The 21,264-nt window shown below is 68.1% G+C and carries 20 protein-coding genes and 1 pseudogene; 12 read left to right on the top strand and 9 right to left on the bottom strand.

Translation table 11 applies throughout. The annotated features are described in order from the left end of the window. Positions 1–10: 10 nt before the first annotated feature. Positions 11–997 carry a zinc-dependent alcohol dehydrogenase family protein gene (locus ACRAQ3_RS12290; protein ID WP_432254821.1) on the top strand — a complete coding sequence of 329 codons (987 nt, stop codon included), beginning with the start codon at positions 11–13 and terminating at the stop codon, positions 995–997. A 196-nt stretch (positions 998–1,193) separates the two neighbouring features. On the opposite strand, the gene ACRAQ3_RS12285 is transcribed toward ACRAQ3_RS12290, so the two are convergent. After that, the gene (locus ACRAQ3_RS12285) at positions 1,194–1,790 is read right to left on the bottom strand and encodes a TetR/AcrR family transcriptional regulator (protein WP_432254820.1); all 597 of its coding nucleotides are present in this window, start codon (positions 1,788–1,790) and stop codon (positions 1,194–1,196) included. Positions 1,791–1,910: 120 nt separating this feature from the next. Between ACRAQ3_RS12285 and ACRAQ3_RS12280 the strand changes: the two genes are divergently transcribed. The 3 genes from ACRAQ3_RS12280 to ACRAQ3_RS12270 all read left to right on the top strand — a co-directional run bounded on the left by ACRAQ3_RS12280 (position 1,911) and on the right by ACRAQ3_RS12270 (position 4,541). Continuing rightward, positions 1,911–2,936, top strand: a complete 1,026-nt coding sequence (locus ACRAQ3_RS12280; RefSeq protein ID WP_432254819.1) for an aldo/keto reductase — start codon at positions 1,911–1,913, stop codon at positions 2,934–2,936. Between the two features lie 70 nt (positions 2,937–3,006). Next, entirely contained in the window at positions 3,007–3,954 is a 948-nt protein-coding gene (locus ACRAQ3_RS12275) for an SDR family oxidoreductase (RefSeq protein ID WP_432254818.1), read from the top strand. 74 nt (positions 3,955–4,028) lie between these two features. Then, complete coding sequence (locus ACRAQ3_RS12270) at positions 4,029–4,541, top strand: hypothetical protein (protein ID WP_432254817.1); 513 nt, start codon at positions 4,029–4,031, stop codon at positions 4,539–4,541. A 15-nt stretch (positions 4,542–4,556) separates the two neighbouring features. Here the strand turns inward: ACRAQ3_RS12270 and ACRAQ3_RS12265 are convergent, their stop codons facing one another. Further along, entirely contained in the window at positions 4,557–5,639 is a 1,083-nt protein-coding gene (locus ACRAQ3_RS12265) for an NAD(P)/FAD-dependent oxidoreductase (protein ID WP_432254816.1), read from the bottom strand. Between the two features lie 105 nt (positions 5,640–5,744). Between ACRAQ3_RS12265 and ACRAQ3_RS12260 the strand changes: the two genes are divergently transcribed. Continuing rightward, positions 5,745–6,650 carry a LysR family transcriptional regulator gene (locus ACRAQ3_RS12260; protein WP_432254815.1) on the top strand — a complete coding sequence of 302 codons (906 nt, stop codon included), beginning with the start codon at positions 5,745–5,747 and terminating at the stop codon, positions 6,648–6,650. Positions 6,651–6,999: 349 nt separating this feature from the next. Here ACRAQ3_RS12260 and ACRAQ3_RS12255 read toward each other — a convergent pair whose 3' ends face one another. The 3 genes from ACRAQ3_RS12255 to ACRAQ3_RS12245 form a co-directional block, all read right to left on the bottom strand. Further along, positions 7,000–8,517, bottom strand: a complete 1,518-nt coding sequence (locus ACRAQ3_RS12255) for a hypothetical protein (protein ID WP_432254814.1) — start codon at positions 8,515–8,517, stop codon at positions 7,000–7,002. After that, positions 8,514–8,963, bottom strand: a complete 450-nt coding sequence (locus ACRAQ3_RS12250) for a TadE/TadG family type IV pilus assembly protein (protein WP_432254813.1) — start codon at positions 8,961–8,963, stop codon at positions 8,514–8,516. The genes ACRAQ3_RS12255 and ACRAQ3_RS12250 overlap by 4 nt, the downstream gene beginning before the upstream one ends. Before the next feature lie 249 nt (positions 8,964–9,212). Next, positions 9,213–10,217 carry a 2-hydroxyacid dehydrogenase gene (locus ACRAQ3_RS12245; RefSeq protein WP_432254812.1) on the bottom strand — a complete coding sequence of 335 codons (1,005 nt, stop codon included), beginning with the start codon at positions 10,215–10,217 and terminating at the stop codon, positions 9,213–9,215. 246 nt (positions 10,218–10,463) lie between these two features. Here ACRAQ3_RS12245 and fnrL point away from each other — a divergent pair, with 246 nt between their 5' ends. The 4 genes from fnrL to ftsH all read left to right on the top strand — a co-directional run bounded on the left by fnrL (position 10,464) and on the right by ftsH (position 15,581). After that, entirely contained in the window at positions 10,464–11,189 is a 726-nt protein-coding gene (gene fnrL / locus ACRAQ3_RS12240; RefSeq protein WP_269398468.1) for a transcriptional regulator FnrL, read from the top strand. A gap of 41 nt (positions 11,190–11,230) precedes the next feature. After that, complete coding sequence (locus ACRAQ3_RS12235; RefSeq protein ID WP_432254811.1) at positions 11,231–12,238, top strand: zinc-dependent alcohol dehydrogenase family protein; 1,008 nt, start codon at positions 11,231–11,233, stop codon at positions 12,236–12,238. A gap of 464 nt (positions 12,239–12,702) precedes the next feature. After that, the gene (locus tag ACRAQ3_RS12230) at positions 12,703–13,137 is read left to right on the top strand and encodes a universal stress protein (RefSeq protein WP_269398466.1); all 435 of its coding nucleotides are present in this window, start codon (positions 12,703–12,705) and stop codon (positions 13,135–13,137) included. A gap of 542 nt (positions 13,138–13,679) precedes the next feature. After that, entirely contained in the window at positions 13,680–15,581 is a 1,902-nt protein-coding gene (gene ftsH, locus ACRAQ3_RS12225; protein WP_432254810.1) for an ATP-dependent zinc metalloprotease FtsH, read from the top strand. 367 nt (positions 15,582–15,948) lie between these two features. Here ftsH and ACRAQ3_RS12220 read toward each other — a convergent pair whose 3' ends face one another. Next, complete coding sequence (locus ACRAQ3_RS12220) at positions 15,949–16,686, bottom strand: VIT1/CCC1 transporter family protein (protein ID WP_432254809.1); 738 nt, start codon at positions 16,684–16,686, stop codon at positions 15,949–15,951. 2 nt (positions 16,687–16,688) lie between these two features. Then, positions 16,689–17,102 carry a c-type cytochrome gene (locus ACRAQ3_RS12215; RefSeq protein ID WP_432254808.1) on the bottom strand — a complete coding sequence of 138 codons (414 nt, stop codon included), beginning with the start codon at positions 17,100–17,102 and terminating at the stop codon, positions 16,689–16,691. Between the two features lie 140 nt (positions 17,103–17,242). On the opposite strand from ACRAQ3_RS12215, the pseudogene ACRAQ3_RS12210 reads away from it, so the two are divergent. The 3 genes and pseudogenes from ACRAQ3_RS12210 to ACRAQ3_RS12200 all read left to right on the top strand — a co-directional run. Next, positions 17,243–17,620 (top strand): annotated as a pseudogene (locus ACRAQ3_RS12210) (universal stress protein); the annotation flags it as partial. A 6-nt stretch (positions 17,621–17,626) separates the two neighbouring features. Further along, positions 17,627–18,097, top strand: a complete 471-nt coding sequence (locus ACRAQ3_RS12205; RefSeq protein ID WP_432256289.1) for a universal stress protein — start codon at positions 17,627–17,629, stop codon at positions 18,095–18,097. A gap of 14 nt (positions 18,098–18,111) precedes the next feature. Further along, on the top strand, positions 18,112–18,939 hold the full coding sequence (locus tag ACRAQ3_RS12200) for a universal stress protein (RefSeq protein WP_432254807.1): 828 nt from the start codon (positions 18,112–18,114) through the stop codon (positions 18,937–18,939). A 2-nt stretch (positions 18,940–18,941) separates the two neighbouring features. On the opposite strand, the gene ACRAQ3_RS12195 is transcribed toward ACRAQ3_RS12200, so the two are convergent. After that, positions 18,942–19,565, bottom strand: a complete 624-nt coding sequence (locus ACRAQ3_RS12195) for an ABC-type transport auxiliary lipoprotein family protein (RefSeq protein WP_432254806.1) — start codon at positions 19,563–19,565, stop codon at positions 18,942–18,944. A 10-nt stretch (positions 19,566–19,575) separates the two neighbouring features. Beyond that, entirely contained in the window at positions 19,576–21,261 is a 1,686-nt protein-coding gene (locus ACRAQ3_RS12190) for an MlaD family protein (protein ID WP_432254805.1), read from the bottom strand. Positions 21,262–21,264 lie beyond the last annotated feature (3 nt).

Raw genomic sequence — 21,264 nt, 5'->3', positions numbered from 1 at the left:
GGAGTTTCCGATGAAGACGATGATCCTGAACGACTACGGACCCGACGCAGCCTTCATCCCGGCGGAGACCGAGCGTCCGTCCGTGAAGCCTGGGCATGTCCTCGTTCGCGTCAATGCGACGAGCGTCAACACCGTCGACACGATGATCAGGGACATGGGCAGGGACCTTCCGCTGTCGCCCGATCTGCCCGCCATCCTCGGCATGGATTTCGCGGGTATCGTCGAAGAGCTGGGCGACGGCGTCGAGGGCTTCGCTGTCGGCGACGAGGTCTATGGCTGCGCCGGCGGCCTCGCCGACCTGCAGGGCGCGCTGGCCGAATACATGCTGGCCGATGCGCGTCTGATCGCGCCCAAGCCGACATCGCTGAGCATGCGCGAGGCCGCGGCGCTTCCGTTGGTGGGCATCACTGCGTGGGAGGGTCTGCACCGCGCCGGGGTCGGCCGTGGTCAGAAGGTCCTCGTGCAGGGCGGGGCCGGAGGCGTCGGCCATCTCGCCGTACAGATTGCGCGGCATCTCGGGGCGGACGTGTGGTCGACCGGCACCGGCGAGGCCAAGCTGGCGGCGATCGAAAAGTTCGGGGCGACGTCCATCGACTACCAGGCCGAGACGGTCGAAGCCTATGTCGCCGCCCATACCGGCGGCGCCGGGTTCGACGTGGTCTTCGACACGGTCGGCGGTGAGAACATGACCAACTCCTTCGCGGCGGCGGCGCTGAACGCGCAGGTCGTCTCGACCGTCGCGCTGCTGGCCCTCGACCTCTCGCCCGTGCATTTCAAGGGCCTGTCGCTGCATGTCGTCTTCATGCTGCTGCCGATGCTTCACGATGTCGGGCGTGAGGCGCATGGCGCGATCCTGGCCGACCTCGCCAAGCTCGTGGATGCGGGGGCCGTGAAGCCGCTCTTGGACGAGCAGCGCTTCGGCCTGGCCGAGGTCGGCGACGCCTATGCCCGACTGAAGAGCGGCAAGGCTATGGGTAAGGTGGTCGTGGAGGTCTGATCTTCCGATCGGGCCATCGATCGGACGCCGGTCTGCGGCGCCCGGTCACGCTGACTTTCGGCCTTGCTGCTGCGTGTCGGTTCGCGGCTGCCGTCCCGTTGGTCCGGCCACCGGACGGAAACCGACGGGCACCGCCGGTGCTCTCCGCGACCTCTGATCCCTCAGGGACATGGCGTCCTTCTGGGGAAATGCGCCCTCAGCTTTCCGGGCCGTAGTGGGCGAGGAACATGTCAACGCAGTCGGAGATGACGACATCCGGGTCGACCTCCGCCTTGGCGCCCATCAGGAACTGCGGCCAGACCAGAAAGTGCTTTACCATCGACAGCAGCTGGCCCGCGGCAAAACCGGGCTCGGCCTCGCGCAGCGCGCCCGCTTGCATCGCCTCATCGATCAGCCCGGAGATCGGGCCGTCCTGCATCGCGGCCTTGGCGAAGAAGGCCTGCGCGAGATCCTGATCACGCAAGAGTTCGGACATGACCAGCCGGTTCAGGCCCATATACTGCTCGCCGGTCAGATGGCCGATGTAGTCCCGCACCGCCGCGACCAATTGCTCGCGTAGCGGCGCGTCGGGCTGGTAGCGCAGCTTCGGCTTGGCCGCGATCTCTTCGAGCAGGATATCGGTGATGGCCTGAAACAGCAGCTCCTTGCTCTCGAAATGCTTGTAGAGCGTGCGCTTGGATACCTCGGCCAGTTCCGCGATCCGGTTCACCCGCGCGGCCGGGAAGCCCTGCTCGCGGAACTCCTGGATCGCCGCCTCCAGAATATCTTTTCGTTTCTTATCAGTTAGTTTCATCGATCCCGTCCCGCCGCGCCGCGATTTTGTAAACACAGGGGTTTACATGACCCGCTGCCTTCACCTATGTAAACATCACGGTTTACAAACGCAAGCGCTGCGGCGCCGGAGGGCCCCACGATGAAGTACAAGCAACTCGGACATACCGGTCTCTACGTCTCGGAACTGACGCTGGGCACCATGACCTTCGACAATGAGGGCGGCAGCTATGCCGGGATGATCGGTGCCACCGGTCAGGACCTCGCCACCCGGATGGTCGATCTGGCCATCGAGGCGGGCATCAACATCTTCGACACCGCCAATGTCTACAGCTCCGGCGTATCGGAAGAGATGCTGGGCATGGCCCTGGGTGACCGGCGTCAGGACAACCTCATCGCCACCAAGCTCTACAACACCATGACCACCGGCCCGAACGACCTGGGCACCAGCCGTCTGGCCATCATGCGCGAGGTGGAAGGCAGCCTGCGGCGGCTGGGCACCGACTACATCGACCTCTACCAGGTGCACAACTTCGACGTCACCACGCCGCTGGAAGAGACGCTGCGCGCGCTCGACGATCTCGTGCGGCAGGGCAAGGTGCGCTACATCGGCCTGTCGAACTTCGCTGCCTGGCAGATCGCCAAGGCGGACGGGGTCGCGCGGCTTCTGGGCACCGAGCGCTTTGCCTCGGTGCAGTCCTACTACTCCCTCGTCGGCCGCGAGCTCGAGCGCGAGATCCTGCCGGCTGCGATGGACCTCGGCCTTGGCACCTTCATTTGGAGCCCGCTCGCCGGTGGTTTCCTGAGCGGAAAATACACCCGCGACAGCGAGGTCTCGGGCCGCCGCGCCGCCTTTGAATACCCGCCGGTCAACAAGGACCAGGGCTATGAAGTGGTAGATGCGCTGGCCGCGATCGCCGAGGAGAAGAACGCCTCTGTGGCGCAGATCGCCCTGGCCTGGCTGCTGCACAAGCCGGGCGTCACCAGCGTCATCGTCGGCGCCCGCAAGGAAGCGCAGCTGATCGACAACCTCGGTGCCGCCGACATCGTGCTGAGTGACGAGGAGATGGCGCGGCTCGACGAGGTGAGCGCGCTCAAGCCCGAATACCCCGGCTACCTGCCGGTCTGGCGGCGCGGTGACACGCTGTTCGGCCAGCTCCACGACTGAGCGAATGACATGGCGCCCGGTCCAGGGCCGGGCGCTTCTCCCCCATATACGCATATCAAGGATCAGGCAGATGGCTGACACGAGTTTCGGACCCAAGGGCTGGACGCCCGAACGCCTCGGCAACCTCGCAGGCAAGACCTATGTCATCACCGGCGCCAATGCCGGCGCGGGCTTTCAGGCCGCGCGCATCCTCTTGGGCAAGGGTGCGGAAGTGGTGATGCTGAACCGCAGCGCCGAGAAATCCGCCGCCGCCGTGAACGAGCTACGCGAGGAATTCGGTGCCGCCGCACCCGTGCGCTTCATCCGCATGGACCTCGCGGAGCAGGCCTCCGTCCGCATGGCGGCCGAAGAGCTGCTCAAGACCACCCCACGCATCGATGCGCTGATCTGCAACGCCGCCATCGCCCAGGTGCCGACGCGCAAGCTGACCCCCGACGGCTTCGAGAGCCAACTCGGCACCAATCATTACGGCCACTTCACGCTGTGCGGGATGCTGTTCGACCGCATCGAGGAAGCGAAGGGCCGGATCGTCGTCGTCGCCAGCCTCGGCTACAACATGGGGCTCAAGACGATCCGCTTCGACGACATGAACTGGAACGAGGGCTATGGTCCGAACACCGCCTATTCCCAGAGCAAGCTGGCGCAGATGATGTTCGCCTACGAGCTTCAGGACCGGGTGAAGACCGCCGGGCGGAACGTCGAGGTCTATGTCTGCCACCCCGGCTCGTCAGCCACGTCGCTCATCACGACGAGCGGAAGCCGGTTCATGCGGCTGATGTTCCACATCATGACCAAGACGCCGCTGGTTCAAACCGCCGAACAAGGTTCCTACCCTGAGGTCATGTGCGCGACGGAGGATGGCTTGGAGCAACGCGCCCTCTATGGCCCCACCGGTCGTCTAGAGGTTGTCGGCCCGGTCGGCCGCGGCACGCTGAACGCCCACGCTTACGACAAGCCGGTCATGGTCAGGCTGTGGGAGCGGTCCGAGAAGGACACCGGCTTCAGCTGGCAATTGTGAGTTGGTGGCGGGCGGCGGAGCCGGGATGATCGGTCCCGCCGCCCATGCCCGCCACGCGACAGAAAGGTCACCCCATGGACATCGCCAAGACCGCATCCGACTGGGCACGGTTCGAACTGCACTCCGCCGCCGTCTTCATTGCCTTCGGGCTGGCCTTCGCGCTGGCAGGTCTGGGCTTCCGGCAGCTCGGCACGACCGACATGGCGCGGGCCTATGTGGTCCCGATGCTGGTCGCGGGCGGGCTGCTCCTGATCCTCGGCATGGGCCTGTTCTTTCCAGCCCAAGCCCGGCTGGCGACCGTCCCGACGGCCCTGAGAGGCGATCCCGCGGGCTTCGTCGCCGCCGAGATCGCCCGCACCGACAAGGTGCTGAACGACTACCGCATCGCGGTGTTCCGGGTTTTTCCGGCGATCATCGCCCTCTGCGCGATGGCGATCCCCTTCCTCGATGGGCCGCTCTGGCGGGCCAGCCTGATCACCGCCATTGCCATGTTTACGGTGCTCATCCTCGTCGACAGCAACGCCAACGGCCGGCTGGGGGCCTACCGGGCGCAACTGTCCCTCGCGGAGGGGTTTAGGCACCCTTGAACGCGTCCAATAGCCTCAGGGCTGCCCGAGCAGCTTGCGGTATTTCTTCACGAATAGGCCCTCGCCCTTCATCTTGCGCGTCAGGAAATCGCCGGCGGTCATGATGCCGAGGAAAGAACTGCCCATTCTCGGCCCGAGCGGAAGCAGCAGCGGCGCCTTCTCGCCCCATGGTTTATAGGGCTTGATCCGCTCGATCGGCGTGCCCTTGCCAAGGCTCAGCAGGGCCTTCGTCAGCCATGGCAACTGGCGGCTCGTCGCCACGATGGTCATCGCATCGCCGGCATCCGCCACATCGCCCGCGGCGAAGACGTTGGGCAGGGAGGAGGGCCGAAGCCAGAGATCGACTCTGATGCGCCCGGCGGAGCCGAATTCAGCCCCCGGCAAGCTCCGCAGAAGGTCCGAATTGGCGCGCGAACCGAGGGTGGGGAAGATCAGGTCGAATTCGTGTTCCGATCCATCCGCGAGCCGCAGGCTGCCGGCATGGGGATTGGTCAGGTTCTCGAGACCCTCGGCACGCTGCCCGAGGATCAGCCGGACGCCGGCCCGTTCGAGCTTTCTAGCCAGCTTGGCGCCGAATGCTGGCGGCTTGTCGGGAAACAGGCGCGGCTGGCCCGAGATCAAGGTGATCCGCTTGTTTGGCATCGCATGGGCGATCTCGCCGGCAAGCTCGGTGCCGACGGCCCCGGCGCCGACGATGGCGACGCTCTTCGCGGCCTGCAGTTGCGCATGGACGCGGGCATTCTCGGCGCGGAAGGCGGCGATGTCGTCCCCCTTGGGTTTGAACGGCGCGGCGTTGCCGGAGCCGGTGGCCACGACCACCTGGGTCGCCGCGATGCGGCGCCCGTCCTCCAGCATGACGCCGGTGGCGTCCACCGAGGCGGCGCGCGCCTGAACGACGCGGCCCCGCTTCAGCAGGCCGTCATAGGGAATGAGCGCCCGGCCGAGCAGCGCGGGATCGACCACGCCGCGGATCATCGCCGGGGCGTGGACGAAATGGCTGCGCGCCTCGATCAGCGTTACCTCGGCCTTGGTGTCGAGGGACTTGGCCAGCTCGGCGCCGATATAGCCGCCGCCGACGATCGCGATGTGCTGGGTCATGGAAGGATGCCTTTCTGCGGTGTCGGGACTGAGATAAGGGCAACAGGTCTGTATTGATATTTATACTTTTCACTGATCTATATAAGTATCCCTTCACGAGGGCGCATGGTGAAGCTCGACCAACTCAGGGTTCTGCGGGCCGTCGTCGAGACGGGCACGGTCAAGGCGGCCTCCGAGCGGCTGCACCGCACCCAGCCGGCCGTGAGCCAGGCGCTCAAGGCGCTGGAAGTCCAGACCGGGACCGAGCTTTTCGACCGCTCCGGCTACCGCCTCGAACTGACGAAGATCGGCCGGCGGGTCTATCTGCAGTCGCTGCGGGTTCTGGCCGAGGCGGATGATCTCGCTCAACTCGTGCGACATTTCGAGGAGGGGCGGGAAGAGACGGTGACGCTCGCCATCGACGCGGGCACCGATCCCGATCTGGTGACGCCGGTGCTGGGCCGGATCCAGACCGCCTTTCCGGAAACACGGGTCGTTCTGCGTGCTGAAGTGCTGTCGGGCGCCATCGACGCGGTGAAATCCGGCGAGGCGGCTTTGGCGGTGGCCCCGATGCTGCCGGTGATGCTCGAGGAAGAGGGTTTCGAGCACCGGCCCATCGGCCGTGTCATCATGCGCAATGTCGCCGCGCCGGCCTTGATCGCGGCGATGGGGACGCTCGGGCGGCTTTCGGATCTGCGCCGCTTCACCCAGGTGATCGCGCAAGACAGCGGGCAGGCCACCGGTCTTTTCGATCGCGAGATCGGCGTGCAGAAGGGTCAGCGCCGCTGGTATGTCGCCGACCTGCACAGCAAAAGGGCACTGCTGGTGGCCGGCCTCGGCTGGGGTCGGTTGCCGGAGCACATGATCGCCGGCGACCTCGAGCGGGGAGCGTTGCAGGAAATCGCTCTTCCGCACACCCATCTCCCCTTCGAAACCAGGGTCTATGCCTTCCGCCAAGCCCGCCCCGTCACCGGCCCGGTAGCCGCCGCCATCTGGAATGGGTTCGCCCTGTTGGCAGAAGGGCCGAGCTGAAACCACGGCTCATGCCTGATCGGCCATAGCGTCAGAACCCCTTCCTGTCTGAAATGTGCGAGGGCTGATCTGACGCCATCAGTGCGGAGCGTATCAATTTCGATCCGAACCGGCAGAATGGTCGCCAACATACGGGGCGTGTCATCTCTGCGAGGACCAGGCCTCGTTGATGCGCCGTAGCTGTCATTCCTGATGCGGATATCCACCTTGCCGTTGATCGTCCGCACCAGCGGTTCAAGGCCTCCACGGAGGGCAAGGTCCTTGTCCGCAGCTCTGGATTGGTCTTCGTCAGCCCCCACGACCCGGAAGGGCCGAAGCATGGGCTTGGTCCATTTCACCGAGGTGGGGGTCACCTGACGAGCCCTGGCTCCACATGCCGGATCATCAGGGCCTGCGGCTGAAGCGCTGGCTCCGTTTTGCAAGCAACGAAATCATGGCCCGCCGTGATATGAACGTCACCTTGGGCCATCATGCTGACGCCGTGGTGGCGGCCACTATTTCCCGCCCCGGACATGTGCAGGCTGCCGGCGGTCAGGAACGAGGTGTTCGAGCCGCTGAAGCCGCCCGGGATGTGGATATCGCCGCGTACGAGAACGGTGGTTCGGTCGCGGGGATCGCAGTTGCCGGCGGCGGCGCCGATCCGCGACTGGCTCGACGCCTTCAACCCCGATCGGGTGGAGACCAGCAGCGAGCCGGAGATGTCGACCTTGTTGCCGAGCTCGATCTCGCAGTCGGTGACGAGGGCGATGTCGCGCAGGCTGCCGGCATTCACCGAGTTCAGCGATACCGAGCTTCCACTGCCGTTTACCGGGTTCGGCAAGGAAATCTTGTTCTTGCCGCCGCCTTTGCCTTGCGTCGCACGACCGAGAGAGGCGATCCGTCCGTCGCAGGCGACGTCGTAGACCAGACCTGGCGGGATCACCGGCAGAAGCTGAAAGTCGTCGCGTGACAGGTGAACCACGGCACCCCGGGTCAGCGCGGTCACCGGGTATCCAATCTCCGCCAGAGGCAGGAGACTGCCGAGACCGGACTTGCCGTCGAAGAAGGCCGTCTTCTCAGGGCTCCGCGCTTCGAAGACGAAGGCGTCCTCCAAGCGGTCGATCAACTGGTCGAGTTCGGGCACCGGCAGGTTCATTTCGTTCGAAGCCTGACCGGCCCCGGGATTGGACTTGTCGTCGCACTTGTTCTTGCAGTCGGTCAGGTTCGGCATGCTGACACTGGCACCCGACGCGAAGCTGTTGTTCTGCGGCATCCAGACATTCTCCTGCGCATGCACGCAGTAGCCGGCCGCGAAGCTGTTGTTGGCCGACAGGTGCAGCGTGCCGCCGGCAAGCAGCATGTCCGCCCCTTTGCAGCGCGTTGTCGGCACATGCGCCGCCACGCCTTCGGCGGTCACCTCCCAGCCTGCCAAACCGTCGCCGTCCGAGAAGAGCGAGGCCACCCTCAGGAAGGTGAAGGGAATGACGTTGTCCTGGGCCTTGCTGTGCTGGAGCCGCACCAGCGCCGCGTTGGCCGGACCACCAGCGGCGGAGCGCGCGGTGTTGGTGGCTGGATCGTAGCTCAGCAGTTCGATGTCCCGCTCGGGATCGGCCAGAACCTCGCCGACACGACCCGCGTCGAGATTGGTATATACGGCCTGCCGGGCCGCGCTGCGTATCCCGACCGGATCGGCTCCGGTGGCCAGGGCGACCACCGCGGCATGAGCCGAGACGTCCGCCGTCTGCTTCAGGAACTGCTTGTGACGCCAGGCATTGACCGGATCGACCGCGAGGCCGGCAAGAGCCATCAGGACGAGGGTCCAGAACAGGCTGAAGACGGTCGAGCCATCCTCGTTCGACCACCATCGCAGGAAGGGCCGGGGGGTCATCTCGGCTCGAGGCTCTGGGTGACGGAGGCGGTGAGCTCAAAGCCCTCCGTGAGGTTCAGGACATCGATGGCCGCCACTTCGAGGGCCGGCTTGGTAAGCGTGACCGTCACGAGACCATTGGCGATCTGGACAGTGGCTTCGGGGGCACCCCCGATCAGGGTGCGGGAGGCGATGTAGGCATCCACCTCGGCGATGGTCATCGCATGTCGCGAGATCAGCCGGGCGGTATCGCGCGCGAGCGATCCGTAATCGGCCTGCACCATGAACAGCATGGCCCCCTGGGCGGCCACGAGCAGGACGACCACCATCACTGGCAGCCACAGGACGAATTCGACGGTGGCTGTGCCCTGGTCGCTTCTGACCAGGGAGGCGAGGAGTTTTGGGGGCCTCTGCGGATGGGGGCAAGTGCCGTCATTCTGACGACGCGCGCGAAGGGGTCGTGCCATTGAACCTGCTTGTTGTCGGTCGTTGAGCCCCGATTTTGCCTCAGCATTGTGGCGGAGATCGGACCTCGGCCGGGCGGAATGAAAGCCGCAGTTTCCCTCGTCAGGTGGTTTGTCGGAGGGAGGGGCTGACTTGGTGGGGCTTCGGTTTATGCCACGATCAAGCGACGCCGGTCGCGCGCTACGAAGATTGGGCTGATCCATGGGCGCCCCGATCCTAGGCTCGGATGCGGACGGATGGTCGCAGGCCGGCTACGCCAGCGGACCCGGAACGGGATGAAGGGGGGCGCCGTCGCGCTCGAAGGCGGTGATGTTGGCGAGGGTGGTCTCGGCGATGGCGGCGAGCGCCTCGGTGGTGAAGAATCCCTGATGGCCGGTGATCAGCACGTTCGGGAAGGTCAGGAGCCGCGCGAAGACGTCGTCGGGGATGATCCGGTTCGACAGGTCCTCGAAGAAGAGCTCCCCCTCTTCCTCGTAGACGTCGAGGCCGAGGCTCCCGATCCGGCCGCTCTTGAGCCCGCGGATGATCGCGCGGGTGTCGATCACCGCGCCGCGGCTGGTGTTGATCAGCATGGCCCCGGTCTTCATCCGCGCCACCGCCCGGTCGTCGATGAGATGATGCGTCTGCGCGGTCAGCGGGCATTGCAGGGTGACGATGTCGCTTGCCGCGAGCAGGGGGTCGAGCTCGAGATAGGCGACGCCACGGGCCAGACAGTCGGGATTGGGGTTCGGGTCATGCGCGACGACGCGGCAGCCGAAGCCCAGGAGTATCCGTGCCAGTATCGATCCGATCCGCCCCGTGCCGATGACGCCGACCGTCTTGCCATGCAGGTCGAAGCCCATCAGCCCGTCGAGTTCGAAATTGCCCTCGCGCACCCGGGCCCAGGCGCGGTGCGTCTTGCGGTTCAGGGTGAGGATCAGCGCAAGGCTGTGCTCGGCAACCGCGTGCGGGGAATAGGCCGGGACGCGGCACAGGGCGATGCCGGCGGCCTTGGCGGCGGCGAGGTCGACATGGTTGAAGCCGGCGCTGCGCAGCGCCACCAGCCGCACGCCGCCGGCCGCGAGCGCCTCCAGCACCTGCCGGTCGAGCCTGTCGTTCACGAAGGCGCAGACCGCCTCGGCCCCACGCGCGAGCGCCGTGGTGCCGGGCGCGAGCCTTGCCGCGTGGAAGCGCAGGTCGTGCCCGGGATCGGCCGCGTTGGCCGCGGTCAGATACGCGATATCATAGGGCTTGGCCGAAAAGACGGCGACATGCATGATCTGCCCTCCGGTTCGGATAAGGCCGCTGCTCTCTCCCTCTAGATCCATGAGCCTCGAGCCTGTCCCAGCCTAGCACGCGCGGGTCCGTCGGCGGGGATTCGTGGACCGAGATGCTCCCGGCGGGCCATCCGCCGAAAATGGCCATGGGTGCTTCGGTGCCGAAGACGCGAGGTCGAATCGTCTCGCGCTACTCCTCTTCGCCGTTCGGTGGTAACCTTTGATTGTCCAGCAAGGAGAACCGGGATGACGCCCCGACTGAACCTGCGCTGCGCCGATTGCGGTATCCGCCATCGGGCCGTCTGCGCGCGGTGCGACGAGACCGAGCTGGCGCGGCTCGAAGAGGTCAAGTTCTACCGCAGCTACGAGGCCGGGCAGAAGATCGTCTGGGCCGGCGACGAGCTGAGCTTCGTGGGCTCGGTGGTCTCGGGCATCGCCACCATGTCGCAGACGCTCGAGGACGGGCGGGTGCAGATGGTGGGGCTTCTGCTGCCCTCGGACTTCATCGGCCGACCGGGCCGCGACATCGCGCCCTACGACGTGGCGGCCGCGAGCGACGTGACCCTGTGCTGCTTTCGCCGCGCGCCGTTCGAGCGCCTGCTCGCGGAGATGCCGCATGTCGCGGGGCGGCTTCTGGAGATGACACTCGACGAGCTGGACGCGGCGCGCGAATGGATGATGGTGCTGGGCCGCAAGACCGCGCGCGAGCGCATCGCAAGCCTTCTGGTCTCGGTCGCCCGGCGCGAGGCGAGCTTCGACATGGTGCCGAGATCCGGCGACCTGCGGCTCGACCTGCCGCTGACGCGCGAGGCGATGTCGGAGTATCTCGGCCTGACCATCGAAACGGTGAGCCGCCAGATCAGCCAGCTCGGCCGCGAAGGGGTGATCGCGCTCGACGACAGGCGGCGTATCCTCATCCCCGATCTCGACCGGCTGAAGCGCGAGACCGGCGACGACGCGATCATGGCCTGACGCGCCCCCCGGTCGGGCGGCCTGCAACGGGAAACCTGCCCATGGCCGGTTCGATGCACGCGATGGTTCTGGCGAGGCCGGGCACACCGCTCGAATGGCGCGAGGTCGAGCGTCCTCGACCGGGACCCGGCGAGATCGGCCTGAGGGTGGAGGCCTGCGGCGTCTGCCGGACCGACCTGCATATTCTCGACGGCGAACTCGCGGACCCCGTTCTGCCGTTGATTCCCGGCCACGAGATCGTCGGGCGGGTCGAGGGTTTGGGGGCGGGCATGACGGTTCCGGCGATCGGCCAGAGGGTCGGGATTGGCTGGCTCGGGCGCAGCTGCGGGTGCTGCGGATATTGCGAGGAGGATCGCGAGAACCTGTGCGATGCGCCGCTTTTCACCGGCTATACCCGTGACGGCGGTTATGCCGAGCATTGCGTGGCCGATGCACGCTTCGTGTTCCCGCTACCGGATGCGGCCGATCCCGTGGCATTGGCGCCGCTCCTTTGCGCCGGGCTGATCGGCTACAGGACGCTTCGGCTGGCCGGCCCCGCCCGGCGGATCGGAATCTACGGCTTCGGCGCGGCGGCGCATCTGCTGTGCCAGTTCTGCACCTCGCGGGGGCAGGAAGTCTATGCCTTCACCCGGCCCGGCGACACCGAGGGGCAGGCCTTCGCGCGCAGTCTCGGGGCGGTCTGGGCCGGAGGTTCCGACAGTTCGCCTCCCGTGTCGCTCGACGTCGCGCTGATCTTCGCACCGGTGGGAGCCTTGGTGCCGTTGGCGCTCAGAAGGGTGCGCAAGGGCGGCACGGTGGTCTGCGGCGGCATCCATATGAGCGACATTCCCGCCTTTCCCTATGCCGATCTCTGGGAGGAGCGGTCCATCCGATCCGTCGCCAATCTGACCCGGGCCGACGGGCGCGACTTCCTCGCGCGCGCCCTCGAGGCGGGCATCGAGACCCATGCTACCGCCTATCCGCTGCAGTCGGCGAACGAGGCGTTGGAGGATCTGAGATCCGGGCGCTTGCAGGGGGCGGCGGTGCTTGTGCCGTTAAGGCAAAGCTGAAGCAGATGGGCCCGGTGCGGCAAGGGCGTGACGAGCCCCACGTGCCATCGCTGAAGCGTCGCCATGCCACGCGGCGGCCCATGCACCGGAAGGCATCGCGAGGTCCGGGCAGGCCCCTCGGTAGCAGACATCATGGCGAAAATCGCCCATCCTTGACCTCGGTCAAACCCGGGGCCCTCCGTTCGTGGCATGAAGCGACAGTGCCGGTGAGGCACGGTGGCAGTGGATGCTAGATCGAGGCCACAGCTTCGACCTCGAAGGCGAAGAGAAGGGGGCACCGATTGAGCGACGATCCAGTCGGCCCTGCTCGACTTCACTGGTTCCGGCCTCGGACCCGCGCGTCTCGGTTTCGTGGTCGCCGCATGAGCGCTCCGGCCCCCGGAGCGTGAGCCGTTGCCCCCCTGGGCCGGCCTGCCGCAGCTGCGCGGGGCGGCTCCCGCGCTTCTAATCGAATGGAGGCTAGGATGTTCAGACATATCGTGGTGCCCGTTGACCTGCGGCACCTGGACCAGATGCAGCGTGCGCTGCGGGTCGCGGCGGACGCGGCCCGCCATTACGGGGCAAGGGTCACCTACATTTCAGCGACCCCTTCGGCCCCGAGCACGATCGCCCGCAGCCCCGAGGAGTTCGAAGGAAAGCTCCGCGCCTTCGTCGCCTCCCGCTCGGAGGTCGACGGCGCCGAAGCCGCCTCGCACATGTTCGTGGTGAACGACCTGTCCGGCGATCTCGACCATTTCCTCTCGAGGGAGATCGATGGGCTGAATCCGGATCTGGTGATCATGGCCAGTCACCGCCCCGGCGCAGGAGATTACTTCTGGCCGTCGCATGGCGGCCACGTCGCCACGCATGTCGCGGCATCGGTCCTGCTGGTGCGCGAGGATGTGACCTTGCCGGGCTGAGCGGCTAGGGCCCGTTGGCCGGGAAACGGCATGACCGTGACCGACCGGCCCGAAGTCCGGGGGCCGGTCTTCACCACGCAGGGGGATCGAGGGCGCGTCCCGGCAGGCCCGCTGCGGCCGCAAGCCGCAATGAGAGGCCCTGACCCCCAGCACGAGCAGGAGGGCGACCTCCATGCCAAGTGCCACCTCCTTGGCGCCAAGTGTGCCGAACTGGCGGAGCATCAACAAGTCCAGCGGTGCGTTCAGCGCCAGCGCGACCGGAATGGCAACCAGCACTCTGCCGCGCGGTAGTGCGAAGACGATAGGGCGTTGCAGGCGCAGGTCCACGAAGAGCGGCGCCAGCCGCTGCCCGGCTTCGGCTCGGCCTGAACACATTGGCCTTCTCCTGTGGCGCCGTTGGCATAGCGCCCGCCGGATCGAAATGCCTTGACCTGCCGCAAACAGGCTCTGGCCTGACGCAATCGCTCGGCTTGACCTGCATCAAGGCCGGAGAACCGGCCATCCGGTAGACCCGTTCCGTGATCGGACGCGGGAGGGGCGTGATGACGGACAGGGACAAGCGATCTCCGGAGCCCGGTCCGCGCTGGCCGCTGGCCAATCAGTGGCTATGGGTCGGGGTCTTCTGGGCGCTGTTGATACTGGGCGCGATCTGGTTTCTGCCCGACGAGGCGCCCGAGGAAATCTCCTACAGCGCCGTCAAGCGCATGATCGAGACGGGCGAGGTCGCCAGCGCCGAATTGCAGGAGCACGGCATCGTCGTGTCCGCCCCCGGAACCACAGGCAGCGGCGAGACGCGGTACCGGGCGGTGACGCCGGTCCAGGGAGATCCCGGCTTGCTGCCCCTGCTCGAGACGATGCGGGTCGAGGTGAGCGCGACAGAGCCGCGAGACATCTCGCTGTTGAGCCTGCTGCTGCCATGGGTCGTGATCCTCGGAGCGTATTTCTGGCTGCAGCGCCGCCTGATCGGGCGGATGGCCGGTGGCCTTGGCCCGGGGGCGGGCGGCTTCGGCGCGGGCGGGCTGCTGGGTGGCCGTTTCACCAAGCCCAGCCGACCGGCGCAGGAGGTCACCTTCGACGACGTGGCCGGGCAGGACCAGGCCAAGCGCGAGGTGGCCGAGCTTGTCGAGTTCCTGCGCGACGCGGACCGGTTCCAGCGCGTCGGCGCCGAGGTGCCGCATGGCGTGCTGCTGGTCGGGCCGCCGGGCACCGGCAAGACGCTTCTGGCCAAGGCGCTGGCCGGCGAGGCCGACGTGCCGTTCTTCTCGACCTCGGGCTCCGAATTCATCGAGATCTTCGTCGGCGTGGGGGCTGGCCGGGTGCGCAAGATGTTCGAGGCCGCGCGGGCTGCAGCCCCGGCGGTGATCTTCATCGACGAACTCGACAGCATCGGCCGGACCCGCGGCACCGGGCTGGGCGGGGGGCATGACGAACGCGAGCAGACGCTGAACCAGATCCTCGCCGAGCTCGACGGCTTCGGCGGGCGCGAGGCGGTGGTCGTGCTGGCGGCGACCAACCGGCCCGACGTGCTCGACCCGGCGCTGCTGCGCCCGGGCCGCTTCGACCGGCACGTCACGCTCGAACTGCCCGACCGGGCCGCACGGCGCGCCATCCTCGACATCCATGCCGGACGCCTGCCGCTGACGAACGCGGAGGATCTCGATGCGATCGCGGCCGGCACGCCGGGATTTTCCGGCGCGGATCTGAAGAACCTGCTCAACGAGGCCGCGATCATGGCGGCGCGGCGCAGCGGGACGGGCATCACCCGCGCCGATCTGGAGGAAGCGCGCGACAAGGTGATGATGGGCACGGTGCGCTCGCTGGCGATCCGCCCCGAGGAACGGCACCGGCTCGCGGTTCACGAGGCCGGGCACACCGCTGCCGCCTTCTACACACCCGGCGCCGACCCGCTGTACAAGGTGACGATCATTCCACGCGGCCGCGCGCTGGGCGGCACGCACATGCTGCCCGAGGCGGAGCGCCACACGCTCGACGAGGCCTATCTGCGCGGGCAGCTGGTCGCGTTGCTCGGCGGACGGGCGGCCGAGCGGACGCTGCTCGGGTCGGTCAGCTCCGGGGCCGACGACGACATCCGCCGCGCCACCGGGCTCGCGCGCGCCATGGTGTCGCGCTGGGGTATGGACGAGGCGCTCGGCCCGGTCGATCTGAAGCAGAGCGAGGACCATCCCTTCATCGGCCAGTCCATCGCGCAGCCGCGCAGCCATGCCGACGAGACGGCGGCCCGGGTCGACCGGGCGGTGATGGCGCTGCTCAAGGACGCGGAGCGCCGGGCGACCGAGATCCTCGAACGGCACCGCTCGGAGATCGACAACCTGGTCGAGGCGCTGGAGGCGCGGGAAACCCTCGATGCCGACGAGATCCGCCGCTGTCTCGATCCGGAAGGGAGAGTCACCGTGATCGCCCCGCAGGTGTCGGCGTGTCCCTGACGAGGGATCGGCGCCCTGATCGGTCCGCTAGAAGCCGAGGCGACCGGGTGCGCCCGATTCCATCGCACCAGATACGGGATCTTCCAAAGGCCCGGCTGATCGCCGAGAGCTCCGTGGCAGATGGAGGGGTGGTGGCCGGGCCGATCAAGCGCAGCGGCCATCACCGCTGCGACGCCGCGCGCGGTGTATGTGGACCTCGTCGAGCAAGGCATCCTCGACCCGACGCGGCTGGTTCGTGTTGACTTGGAGAATGCCGTGCCCGTCGCAGGGGTGTAGCTCCCGACCGAGGCGAGGATGACGGAAATGGCCACGTCTGCGTCGGAGGATCGGCCCCCGCGGAGTTTGGGTTGCGATAGCCGGATATCCTCTAGCCGACCCCGCGAAACAGCGATCCGACCAGATAGGCGATCGCGGCTGCCGTGCCGCCGATCGCCAGCGTCTCGAGGCCCGAGCGCCACCACGGCGCCAGCGACCAGCGGCTCTTCAGCGCGCCGATCGCGAAGAAGGCGGCCCCGGTCATGGCGACCGACAGACCGAAAGCCGCCCCGAGGCCGAGCGCGAAGGGCGCGAGCGGCACCAGGCCGGCGGTGAGGAAGGCCGCGAATGTCACCAGCGCGGCGGGCAGGGGGGCCGGGGCCCTTGGGCTCAGCCCGTATTCGTCGACCAGCATCAGCTCCACCCAGGCGCGGCGGTCGCGCGAGATCGCGGTCACCGCGCGTTCCAGAACCGAACCATCGAGGCCCTTGGCCGCGAGGATCTGGCGGATCTCCTCGCGCTCGCCTTCGGGGTAGAGATCGATATGACGCTCTTCGACCGCCCTGAGCCGGGCGGCGTCGTCGCGCTCGGCCTTGGTGCCGGCATAGTTGCCCGCCGCCATCGAGAACCCGTCGGCCAGGAGGTTGGCGGCACCCAGCGCGAGGATGATCGCGGGCGGCAACCCGGCGCCCTGCACCCCCGCGACGATGGCGAAGGTGGTCACCGCCCCGTCCATCGCGCCGTAGATCGCGTCCTTCAGATGCCCGCCTTGCCCGGCGCGGGCCAGACGTTGCGCGATCTCGGCCTGGCCGTGGCCATGATCGGCGGGACGCTGGCCGAAACGCGGCATGCTCAGCCCGCGACCTGGATGCTCTCGAGCCAGTGGATCAGGTCGGTGATCGACTGGCTGGTCAGCACCGGCTGGCCGGACTGGGTCGAAAGCGTGCCGAAATCGGTGTCGAAGACCGGTCCGAAGACCGGCATCTCGCCGCCATGGCCCAGCAGGGGATCGCGGCCGTCGATCTGGCGCGTGGCGCGGGCAACCGGAAAGCTGCCGCCATTGCGCTCCGACAACCGGGTGAGATCCGGCGGCACGCGCCTGAGCATCTCGGCGAAGGGCCCGTCACCGCGAGCCTCCGGGCCGTGGCAGGACTGGCAGAAAACCATGTAGAGATCGTGGCCCGCCTCAATCGAAAGCGGGTCCTCCACCTCCTGCGCCTGCGTCGTGCCGGCGATGAGAAGAACGAAAGGGAGTAACGGTCGCATGATCGGCTCCTTTGCTGCGGCCCCAGCTTCGCCGGTGAACGCGCCACGGACCTTGACCTGCATCAAGGCAGCCCCGGGGGGGGGCGGACCAAGCTGGCCGACATAGGGGCGAGACGCGTTCCCGGGTGGGGATAGAAGGCATGGAGCGGATTCTGGTCGCGACGGATCTGACGGGGCAGGGCGCCCGCGCGTTGCGGCGGGCGGCGATGCTGGCGGAGGCGCTGGGCGCCGGGCTGGAGGTCCTGCATGTCCTGCGCGACGATTTGCCGGACGATCTGCGGGCCGAGTTCGAACGCGTCGCGGGCGGGCGGCTCGCGACGGAGGTCGCGGCCCTGCGCGCTCGGCTGAACGGTTGAGTCCGGAGCCGGCTCGAGTTCGGCACGCCCTGGATGACGATCCTCGACGCCGCCGCCGAGGCGGATCTTCTGGTGATGGGGGCGCACCGCCATGCCGGGATCGCGGAGCTGTTCCGCGGCACCACGGTCGAGCGCGTTGCCAAGGCCTGCGACACGCCGCTGCTCGTCGTGCGTGGCGACCCGGTCAGCCCCTACGGCTCGCTGCTCGCGGCCACCGATTTCTCGCTCGCCGCGCGCGCCGCACTCGAGGCGGCGCTGCGTCTCGCGCCGAATGCGACCACCCGCCTGCTACATGCTCACAGCGTGCCCTTCCGGTTCCTGCTCGGCGGCGAGAGCCGACGCTCGCTGCTGCATGCCGAACGTCGCCGCCAGCGCGAGACCGCCGAAACCGACATGGCCACATTCCTCGGCGGATTGGAAACGCGGCTAGCCGGCGCGGAGCGCATCTTCGTCGAGGATGCGCCGGAGGCCGCGATCCGCCGCACGCTGGCGACCGAGCCGGCGGATCTGCTCGCGGTCGGCACCCATGCGCGGCCACGGCTGTCCGAAGCGCTGCTGGGCAGCGTGGCGCGCGGCCTGATGGCGGACCCGCCCTGCGACCTGCTCGCCGTGCCGCCGCCGTTCCGGACCGCCGGATAGAAGGAGATTGAGCCATGACAATCAGCACCATAGCCCTGTGCTTCACCGACGCGGCACAGGCCGAGACGCTCATTCGGGCCGGGGTCGCGCTGGCGCGCGAGAAGGGCGCGCATTTGCTTGGCCTCCATGTGATGCCCGATCCGCAGATCTACCCGGCCGTCTCATCGCACATGACCGGCGAGTTCCTGTCGCAACTCCGCGACCGCCAGCACGACGCCGCCCGCGAGATGCAGGCCTTGTTCGATGCGCGCGTCGCGGCTGAGGGTGTCGCGGGGGAGTGGCGTTGCCTCGGGGCGAAATACATCACCCCCGCCGAACGGATGGTCGAGAGCGTGCGCGCCGCTGACCTGGTGATGGCGGGGCGCCCCGACGGAGATCGCATTGGTCGCGGTGAGGCGGAGATCATCCGCGCCTCCGGTCGACCGGTTCTTGTGATTCCGCCGGGATGGGAGCCCGCGCCGCTGGGGCGCGCCGCGGTGATCGGTTGGAGCGAGACCCGCGAGGCCGCGCGTGCGGCGCACGACGCCGTCGATTTGCTGGAGAAGGGGGCGGAGGTCACGTTGCTCAGCGTGGCAAAGCTGCCCGACCGTGACGCGCACCACTACCCGGCGCAGGACATGGCCACGATGCTGAGCCGCCATGGCCTGAGAGCGAGGGTCGTGCATCGCGAGGCCGAGTCATCGAAGATCAGCGAAATTCTCGAGCGCGAGGCGTTCCAGACGGGGGCGGGGTTGATCGTCACCGGAGCCTTCGGCCATTCGCGCGCCTACGACTTCGTGCTCGGGACGGTGACGTGGAGCCTCCTGCGCCACGCCAGGCGGCCGGTGTTGTTCTCCAAGTGACCTCAGCTGCCGGCGCCGACCTCGCCGAGCACCCAGCCGGTGAACTCCCCGAGGGCCGCGCGCATGGCCCGGTCGAAACCCGCGGCCAGCGCCGGGCTGTCGGTCGAAGGCGCTTTGGCCACCGCCTCGATCCGGCGAGTCGAGACGACGGCCGCGTCGCTTTCGCGCACCAGCCGGACCAGCAGCTCGATCTCGAGCTGCGCGTCCTCGGCGGTGAAGGCCTCCGCATGGAAACCGATGATCTCGGTCAGCACCGCGTAATCGCCGCCCACACCCAGGGGGCTGCGGCCGACATATCGTAGCGCGGCGCTGTCGCCGAGGCTGCGCACCATCAGCGTCTGGACCATCTGCGGCACCGGGTCGGCCCAGCGCGCATCGGGCAGGTACTGCGCCCGGAGCGGATCGGGGCGGATCATGATCCGGTCGGTGGCGATGCTGCCGGAGGCCACGGGCAATTCGACGATCACGTCGAGCGGGCGTGGCGCGACCACGGGCGCGGCCATCTCCGGCGAGCGCAGTTCGAAGACCTCGAGCGGCGCCGAAGCCCGGTCCAGAACATCCAGCGCGCCACAGCCGGACAGCAGCAGAAAGAGCCCCAAACCGGCCGCACCCTGAACCCGAAGCATTCCATTCCCTTCACCTGCGGAAGGCGGGGGCCCGGTCGTCCAGCAGGAAGCGGGCGGGGTCCCGATCCATCCGGCCGACCATGCGGTCGAGGTTCCCGACCAGGGCACGCGCCTCCCGTGCGAGGCGAGCATAGCCCGGAAGCGCCTCGGCCGTGAAGCCGTCCAGCGCGGTTCCCGACCGCGCCACCGTGGTGGCCAAGGTCTCGAAGGCGGTCGCCGCCGCCTGGCTCGCGCGCCGCAGATCCGCGCCGATCCCGGGCAGTTCGGCGGAGACCGTGCCGATGGCCTCTTCGAGGCCCGAAGCGGCGCCCCGGACGTCCGAGATCAGCGGCGCGATCTCCTCTTCCGCGAGTCGCGCCGTCTCCGAGAAGGTGCGTTCGGCCGAGGCGAAAGCGGCTTCGCCGCGCTGCATGGCGGTCTCCAGCGATCGCATGGCGTCCTGCGCGGCCGTAAGCCCGTCCGCCGCCCCCGTGACGAGGGTTTCGGCCGATCCGGCGAGCCGGGCGGCGCTTTCGGTGGCGCTCGCGAAATCGGGACCCAGCGTCGAGACGAGATCGTCCATCGCGCGCCCGGTGCCGCGCAACTCCGATATCATCGGCGCGAGATCCTCGTCGACCAGCCGCTCGGCCCGCGCCACCAGGTCGCGCGCGGAGCCCGAAAGGGCCGCGATCTCGCGCTCGGTGGTTCCGATCGCGGGGCCGAGCCGGGCCGCGGCATCGGTGGCGCTCCTCAGCAGTTCCGCGGCCTCGTCGAGGCGGGCCCCGGCCGCGTCCCCCGCCGATGCGAGCGTGTCGATCATGCGCCGCGCCTCGGGGCCCAGCGCCCCGATCTCGGCCCCTAAATCCTCGAGCATCTGCTGCAGGGCGGTGCTGGCGGCGCTTGCCTCCTCGGCCATGTAGCGGTCGGTCTCGGCCAAGAGATCCTGCGCCGCCTGAAGGGTGTCGGAGCCGCTTCGCATCGTCTCCCCGGCGGTCTCCGCCAGCGTATCGATCCGGGCCATGGTGGCCTCGGCCCGGTCGGAGAGGCGCAGGAGCCCATCGGCGAGATCGTCCCATGTGTCGTTGAAACGCCCGGCTTCGGCCGCGACGCCGGTGATCGCCTCAGCCGTGCCGGACAGCTCGTCGAGCGTATCGGCCAGCGCCGCGCTCGCCCGTTCGGTGTTGTCGAGGATCCGCACGACGCGGTCGCGGTTCGCTTCGTCGAGCAGTGTGTCGAGGCGCTGCATGACCGAGATCGCCTCGTCGAGCAGTTCGGGCGCGCTGCGAGTCAGCGATTGCAGGGTCGAGGGCCCGGCGGCGATGCGCGGCAACGGCTCGCCGGGGGCGGCGGAAAGCAGCGGCGAGTCGGGCGATCCCGCCTCGATCGCGACATAAGAGACGCCGGTCACGCCCAGCGCCTCGATCCGGGCGATGCTGTCGCCTCGGACCGGGGTATCGGCCTGAACCTGCACCACGACTCTTATGGCGCCGGTCTGGTCGGGGGCGAGGGCGAGGTCGGTGACCTGACCGACCAGCAGCCCGCCGAAGCGCACCTCCGAGGCGCGGCCGAGCCCGGAGACGCTGTCGAACTCGATCTCGTAAGTGGCGAACTGCCGGTCCAGCTCGACCCGGGCGAACCACAGCAGGAAGGCGAGGATACCGAGCAGGCCCGCGAGGGTGAAGGCGCCGACGAGCACGTAGTTGGCCTTGGTCTCCATGTG

Source organism: Limimaricola sp. AA108-03 (assembly GCF_050847355.1).
Classification (GTDB): domain Bacteria; phylum Pseudomonadota; class Alphaproteobacteria; order Rhodobacterales; family Rhodobacteraceae; genus Limimaricola.
This window is presented reverse-complemented; position numbering and strand designations above follow the sequence as displayed.

Bases quoted from the DNA above. Each gene is read 5' to 3' on its own strand.
- ACRAQ3_RS12290 (WP_432254821.1), top strand. From the start codon at position 11: ATGAAGACGATGATCCTGAACGACTACGGACCCGACGCAGCCTTCATC.
- ACRAQ3_RS12200 (WP_432254807.1), top strand. From the start codon at position 18,112: ATGACAATCAGCACCATAGCCCTGTGCTTCACCGACGCGGCACAGGCC.
- ACRAQ3_RS12235 (WP_432254811.1), top strand. From the start codon at position 11,231: ATGGCCGGTTCGATGCACGCGATGGTTCTGGCGAGGCCGGGCACACCG.
- ACRAQ3_RS12190 (WP_432254805.1), bottom strand. From the start codon at position 21,261: ATGGAGACCAAGGCCAACTACGTGCTCGTCGGCGCCTTCACCCTCGCG.
- ACRAQ3_RS12230 (WP_269398466.1), top strand. From the start codon at position 12,703: ATGTTCAGACATATCGTGGTGCCCGTTGACCTGCGGCACCTGGACCAG.
- ACRAQ3_RS12285 (WP_432254820.1), bottom strand. From the start codon at position 1,790: ATGAAACTAACTGATAAGAAACGAAAAGATATTCTGGAGGCGGCGATC.
- fnrL (WP_269398468.1), top strand. From the start codon at position 10,464: ATGACGCCCCGACTGAACCTGCGCTGCGCCGATTGCGGTATCCGCCAT.
- ACRAQ3_RS12215 (WP_432254808.1), bottom strand. From the start codon at position 17,102: ATGCGACCGTTACTCCCTTTCGTTCTTCTCATCGCCGGCACGACGCAG.
- ACRAQ3_RS12265 (WP_432254816.1), bottom strand. From the start codon at position 5,639: ATGACCCAGCACATCGCGATCGTCGGCGGCGGCTATATCGGCGCCGAG.
- ftsH (WP_432254810.1), top strand. From the start codon at position 13,680: ATGACGGACAGGGACAAGCGATCTCCGGAGCCCGGTCCGCGCTGGCCG.
- ACRAQ3_RS12250 (WP_432254813.1), bottom strand. From the start codon at position 8,963: ATGGCACGACCCCTTCGCGCGCGTCGTCAGAATGACGGCACTTGCCCC.
- ACRAQ3_RS12260 (WP_432254815.1), top strand. From the start codon at position 5,745: ATGGTGAAGCTCGACCAACTCAGGGTTCTGCGGGCCGTCGTCGAGACG.
- ACRAQ3_RS12195 (WP_432254806.1), bottom strand. From the start codon at position 19,565: ATGCTTCGGGTTCAGGGTGCGGCCGGTTTGGGGCTCTTTCTGCTGCTG.
- ACRAQ3_RS12280 (WP_432254819.1), top strand. From the start codon at position 1,911: ATGAAGTACAAGCAACTCGGACATACCGGTCTCTACGTCTCGGAACTG.
- ACRAQ3_RS12245 (WP_432254812.1), bottom strand. From the start codon at position 10,217: ATGCATGTCGCCGTCTTTTCGGCCAAGCCCTATGATATCGCGTATCTG.
- ACRAQ3_RS12220 (WP_432254809.1), bottom strand. From the start codon at position 16,686: ATGCCGCGTTTCGGCCAGCGTCCCGCCGATCATGGCCACGGCCAGGCC.
- ACRAQ3_RS12275 (WP_432254818.1), top strand. From the start codon at position 3,007: ATGGCTGACACGAGTTTCGGACCCAAGGGCTGGACGCCCGAACGCCTC.
- ACRAQ3_RS12255 (WP_432254814.1), bottom strand. From the start codon at position 8,517: ATGACCCCCCGGCCCTTCCTGCGATGGTGGTCGAACGAGGATGGCTCG.
- ACRAQ3_RS12270 (WP_432254817.1), top strand. From the start codon at position 4,029: ATGGACATCGCCAAGACCGCATCCGACTGGGCACGGTTCGAACTGCAC.